The following is a 1,005-nucleotide window of genomic DNA, read 5'->3' as shown; positions in this document are numbered from 1 at the left end:
CGGCTCGCCGGAGGGCTTCGCGCACAAGTCGTCGGTGCTCGAGGGCCACTGCCGCGACCTCGGCCGCGACTACGCCGAGATCACCCGCTCGGCCAACTACAACGTCGTCATCGGCCGCGACGAGGCCGAGGTGGCCGACCGCCTCGAGCAGGTCCGCGCCCGGGTCGCCTCCGTCGCGCCCGAGAAGGCCGACGAGGTGGTCGAGGGGCTGCGCTCCGGGCCCGCCGTCGGGACCCCCGAGCAGGTCGTCGAGAAGCTGCGCGAGGTCGGCGACCTCGGCATGACGTACGCCATCACCTACTTCGCCGAGGCCGCCTACGACACGTCGGGCATCGAGCTCTTCGAGCGCGAGGTCGTGCCCGCCCTCGCCTGAGCCCGCGCCCCACCTGGCACGTCCCCCACCCCGCACTTCGTCGTCACTTCGCCCTCCTGACGCTTTCCATGCGGCGATGTGTCGACGAAGTGCGGGCATGAGGGCGCCCTCAGGGGCGTCGTGTCGACGAAGTGCGGGGTAGAGGTGCCCTGAGCGGCGGCGTGACGACGGGCGGGCGCTCAGGCGGGGAGGAGGGCGGCGCCGCCGGCAGCGGCGACGGCCTCGGGGAGCAGGCGGACGACGTCCTCGACCTCCTCGGGCGTCGTCGTCGGCCCGAGGGTGAGGCGCACGGCGGTGCGGGCGGCGTCCTCGCCGAGGCCCATGGCGAGCAGGACGTGCGAGGCGTCGTCGCTGTCGGCCGCGCAGGCCGAGCCCGACGAGCAGACGACGCCGCGCTCCTCCAGCTCGAGCAGCACCGCCTCGCCGCCCAGGCCGGGAAAGACGAACGAGGCGTGGCCCGGCAGGCGCGCCGGTGAGCCGTCCGCGAGCCGCGCGTCGACCGCCGGACCGGTGAGGACAGCTCCCGGGACGGCGTCGAGCACGCCGGCGACGAGCCGGTCGCGGAGCGCCGCCAGCCGCGGCGCACCGGCGGCCCGCCCCTCCTCGGCGAGGCGCAGCGCCGTCGCCGTGCC

1 protein-coding gene and 1 pseudogene are annotated in these 1,005 nt (G+C 75.9%); one reads left to right on the top strand and one right to left on the bottom strand.

The window, feature by feature from the left end; all coding sequences use genetic code 11:
- Window positions 1-373 (top strand): annotated as a pseudogene (locus HLB09_RS17595) (LLM class flavin-dependent oxidoreductase); the annotation flags it as partial.
- 179 nt (window positions 374-552) lie between these two features.
- Here HLB09_RS17595 and HLB09_RS17590 read toward each other — a convergent pair.
- Window positions 553-1,005: aminotransferase class V-fold PLP-dependent enzyme (locus tag HLB09_RS17590; RefSeq protein WP_171204558.1), on the bottom strand; the 453-nt coding region annotated here is incomplete at its 5' end.

Source organism: Pseudokineococcus marinus, from assembly GCF_013004605.1.
GTDB classification, from domain to species: Bacteria; Actinomycetota; Actinomycetes; order Actinomycetales; family Quadrisphaeraceae; genus Pseudokineococcus; species Pseudokineococcus marinus.
Note: the sequence above shows the minus strand (reverse complement) of the source record. Positions and strands in the feature narration are given on the sequence as shown.